Genomic DNA, 3,960 nt, shown 5'->3' with positions numbered 1-3,960 from the left:
CAACATATGTGTAGAAGTGGCCGGTTTACCTTCCAAATATACAAACGACCAACAAAAGTTGGATATAATATTGGAAAAGAATAGAAAGAGGATAGATAAGCTTGCATTGAATATATCAAAGAATATCATAGCCAAGAGAGGATATACAATATTTTCTACCCTTGGGGGTCTATTGCAGAGGGTTCCTTTTAGAAAAATGTACCCGACTTATAAGAATAAAATATCCATTAATGATGAAAAATGTATCAGATGCAACAGATGTGTTAATATTTGTCCGGTAAACAATCTGGAGGTTTCAGGAAATAGGGTACTGGCAAAGGGAGAATGCATACTCTGTATCAGATGTTATAATTTTTGTCCTGTGCAGGCAATAGAATATAATGGTAAACCTCATAATATGAAAAAGGGAAAGCCATTTCAGGGACCTGTAAAAATATTTAATCCGGAAATGCTTATAAAGGACAACGAGATAGAATCCTAATTACAGAGGGGGAGGGAGATATAATGAAAAATATTAGTCTTTCAAAAAAAATATCATTACTTGTAATTCTGTTGATATTCATATCCATGATAATATCAACGTCAGTTAACGTTACAAATGAATTGAAGACTATAGATGGTTATTCAAAACAAAATATCATGAACCTAGCCCAGGCTGTAAGCAAGAACAAGACTGTTATAGAAGGTCTTCAGAACATGGAATCGAAATATGTTCAGGAATATACCCAGGAGATCCTTGTAAATACTGAGAATGTTCAATTTATTACGGTTGCAAACCTTGACAGTGTAAGACTTTCCCATCCGAATCCCGAAAATATAGGAGGGACTTTTTCAGGTGATGATGAGGACAGGGTTCTAAAAACAGGAGAGAGCTATCACACCGAGTCTTTGGGAACACTAGGAGTATCTCTAAGAGCATTTGCTCCAGTTTATGACTATGATAAAAATCTCATCGGTTTTGTAAGTGCAGGGACATTGTCAAAAAATATTGATGAAGTAAGAAGAAAGGCTGTTCTTTCGTCTCTCTTTACAGTTTCATTGGGTTTACTAGTGGGACTATTGGGGACAATCTTGCTCACGAGGAATATAAAAAAATCAATACTAGGCCTAGAACCCTTTGAAATAGCTGCATTGTACAATGAAAAGGAGGCAATGCTTAATGCTGTTAACGAGGGTTTGGTTGCAATTGACAAGGATAAGAACATTACACTGATTAACGATGCAGCCATGAAGTCTATGAAGATTTTAGCATCCAGTGAATCGGTAATCGGGAAGAGTATTAGTGAAGTGATCCCTGAATCCAAATTGCCACGAGTATTGGAAACTGGTATTAGTGAAGTTAATGAAGATATAATAATTAAGAATATAGCATATATATCAAACCGTATTTCAATAAAAGACAATGGTGAAACAATAGGTGCAATAGCATCTTTTGTTGACAAGACGGAAGTCATGAATTTGGCTGAAGAATTGACAGGAGTTAATCAGTTGGTGGAAGCATTGAGAGCAAACCAGCACGAATTCAAGAATAAGCTCCATGTTCTTCTTGGTTTTTTACATGTAAAAGACTATGAAATGGCTGAAGAGTATATAATGGATTCATATGAAAGACAAGATGAAATTGTTGGACTTGTTTCAAAAAGGATATTGAATAGAACAGTTGCAGCCCTTATACTTGGAAAATTCAGCAGGGCAAATGAACTTAACGTGAATTTTACTATGAATAAAATTTCAAAACTTTCAAATGAAACATCTGAATTCAATAATAATCTTGTCACCATAATTGGAAATTTGATTGAAAATGCTTTTGAAGCAGTAAATATATCAGATAATAACAGTAAAAATGTAGAATTGAAATTGTTGGAAACAGAAAGTACAATAAATATAAATGTGAAAGACAATGGCATCGGAATCAAGCCGGAAATCAAGGAGAAAATATTTAATAGAGGTTTTACAACAAAAAGGGGTAACACCGGAGTAGGGTTGTTCTTGACAATGAAGAGCGTAAGAAGTATGAACGGGATAGTCGAGATGAAATCTTTTGAAGGAGAAGGTACGGAATTCCATATAATTTTACACAAGGAGTAAAAAATGATTAAAGTACTCATAGTAGATGATGATCCAATGGTAGGGGATATAAATAAGAGATATGTTGAAAGCGTAGAGGGGTATGAGGTCCTTGGTATAGCAAAAAACGGATTCGAAGCCCTTAAAATACTTGATAGAAAAGATGTTGGACTTGCCATAGTTGATATTTACATGCCTGACATGGATGGGCTTACACTCATTCGGGAAATAAGAAAAAAACAGATTAAGACAGATATAATCATTGTAACTGCTTCAGACGATAGGGATGATATAGATACAGCACTTAAATATGGTGCAGTGGATTATTTGATCAAGCCATTTAAATACGAAAGGCTTGTAGATACCCTAAACAAGTTCAAGGAAAGAAATAATGCATTCAACAGGGAAGACTCCATGAGACAGGATGAGATTGATAAGTTAATTAAGAAAAAAGAAACTGTCAAGGATCTCCCAAAGGGATTGCATAGAAAAACACTTGAAAAAATATGGAAATACATTTCAGATAATTGTCAGAAATCCGAATTTACTGCCGAGAGTCTGTCGGAAGAAATTGAAATAAGTTCGGTTACAGTTAGACGTTACCTTGAATATCTTGAAAGCACTCAAAGGATAAATTCGTCAATTAGATACGGAACCGTTGGAAGACCAAAAAGCTTCTATAGGATTTTTTGATATTTAAAAGTCTTTTTCATAAATTAATTCTTTTTCTTGATTTAAAAAAGTGTTATTATCAATAGTAGTAAATTTAATAGTGAAATCATGGAGGATATAAATGGATTATAATAAATTAGCACTTGAAATGCATAAAAAACTAGTCGGAAAGATTTCGGTAACAAGCAAGGTACCTGTGAAAAACAAGGACGATTTGTCTACTGCATATACACCAGGAGTAGCAGAACCATGCAGGGTCATTCATGAAAAGCCTGAAACAGTATATGACTATACTGCAAAGTCTAACCTCATTGCAGTTGTATCAGACGGTTCGGCAGTATTAGGATTGGGAGATATAGGAGCAGCTGCATCAATTCCTGTAATGGAAGGAAAATGTGTGCTCTTTAAAGAATTTGGAAATGTAGATGCATTCCCAATATGTTTAGAAACAAATGATGTAGATGAAATAGTAAGAACGGTACAGCTCATGGAGCCTGTATTTGGTGGAATCAATCTTGAAGACATTGCTGCACCAAGATGTTTTGAAATAGAGGAAAAACTTAAAAAAATAATGAACATACCTGTATTTCACGATGACCAGCATGGTACTGCAGTAGTAACTACAGCAGCAATAGTAAATGCACTTAAAATAGTAGGAAAGAAAATAGAGAATGTAAAGGCAGTAATAAACGGTTCTGGAGCAGCAGGGAACTCAATTGCAAAGCTTCTTCTCAGTATGGGAATTAAAGATATACTAATGTGCGACCGAAAGGGAATAATCAGCAGAAACAGGGAAAACCTGGATAAGTATAAAAAAGAGCTTTCTGAAATAACAAACAAGGAAAATAAGGATGGAAGTTTATCAGATGCAATGGCTGGAACAGATATTTTCATAGGAGTTTCCGCGCCAAACATTGTTTCTAAGGAAATGGTTGCTTCAATGAACGAGAAGTCTATAGTACTTCCAATGGCAAATCCTACACCTGAAATAATGCCTGATCTTGCGAAGGAAGCAGGAGCTTATATTGTAGGAACAGGTAGATCTGATTTTCCAAATCAGGTAAATAATGTTCTTGCATTCCCAGGGATTTTCAGAGGAGCACTTGATGTGAGAGCCTCAGACATAAACGAAGAAATGAAAATTGCAGCAGCAAATGCACTGGCTGAAGCTGTAGGGGACAGACTAGATGTTGATTTCATCCTTCCTAAAGCCTTTGACGA

General features: G+C 35.3%; 4 protein-coding genes. All 4 read left to right on the top strand.

The features are described from left to right. On the top strand, positions 1 to 481 hold a 481-nt coding region (locus tag AC3AX0_RS08770), incomplete at its 5' end, for an EFR1 family ferrodoxin (protein WP_487549919.1). A 23-nt stretch (positions 482 to 504) separates the two neighbouring features. Then, positions 505 to 2,088 (top strand): ATP-binding protein, encoded by a 1,584-nt coding sequence (locus tag AC3AX0_RS08765; protein ID WP_487549918.1) that lies wholly within the window; start codon positions 505 to 507, stop codon positions 2,086 to 2,088. A gap of 3 nt (positions 2,089 to 2,091) precedes the next feature. Beyond that, complete coding sequence (locus AC3AX0_RS08760; protein ID WP_487549917.1) at positions 2,092 to 2,760, top strand: response regulator; 669 nt, start codon at positions 2,092 to 2,094, stop codon at positions 2,758 to 2,760. Between the two features lie 100 nt (positions 2,761 to 2,860). Then, positions 2,861 to 3,960: NAD(P)-dependent malic enzyme (locus AC3AX0_RS08755; RefSeq protein ID WP_487549916.1), on the top strand; the 1,100-nt coding region annotated here is incomplete at its 3' end.

Source organism: Dethiosulfatibacter sp. (assembly GCF_983023055.1).
This window is presented reverse-complemented; position numbering and strand designations above follow the sequence as displayed.